The 732-nt window shown below is 44.9% G+C and carries 1 protein-coding gene; it reads left to right on the top strand.

The genetic code is table 11. The annotated features are described in order from the left end of the window. Nucleotides 1-217: 217 nt before the first annotated feature. Nucleotides 218-732: DUF4214 domain-containing protein (locus INT19_RS06390; RefSeq protein ID WP_193060164.1), on the top strand; the 515-nt coding region annotated here is incomplete at its 3' end.

Below are 732 nucleotides of genomic sequence, written 5' to 3'. Positions count from 1 at the left end.
GGCTATGGAGTTTTGCACGCGATTAATTTTGAATAGGCACTTACATGAACGTTTCGAGTCATATCTTGGCACATGAGCCACTCAGTTAGAGGATGTAGATCGTGCTGCTTGCATCAAGGACTATTGCTATGGCTTCAAGCGACGGGAATTAGAACCGTTAACAGCAATTTCTGACCAATCAATCTTGTGTCATGTGATCTCTAACAGGGGATAGTTTATGTCTGACAACCGTTACCAGTTTGATATTACCGATGGGCATGTTTTAGCTATTCGGGAATGGGACGATGGCCGCTGGGAAAATGAGGCCATTGATAACGACGATCGTTACAGCGTTCAGGGCAACCGTATCGTCAAAACCGAGTGGAACGATGATGATATAACGATTTATGAAGATCGTGGCGACGGCGTGTATTTTGAAATTTTTGACGGTGAACTTAATGACTGGAATCGTCGGAATGACTCAAATGACATGAATAACATCGATGGATTGGATATTCAGAGTGACTGGGATGATCGGATTGATTTTAACGAGGACCGGCTTACCTATGACCAGCAAGTGACACTTTTGTATAGCGCTGCGTTCGATCGTGCTCCAGACCAAGCTGGTCTGACTTACTGGAGTAACCAGATGCGGGGCGAAGACGATCTGGACCTGGATGATATCGCTGAGATTTTCATGGCCTCTGATGAGTTCATCAACCGTTATGGCAGCAACCTCAATAACAGTGATTT

This window comes from Halomonas sp. 3A7M (assembly GCF_014897875.1).
Lineage (GTDB): Bacteria > Pseudomonadota > Gammaproteobacteria > Pseudomonadales > Halomonadaceae > Vreelandella.
Note: the sequence above shows the minus strand (reverse complement) of the source record. Positions and strands in the feature narration are given on the sequence as shown.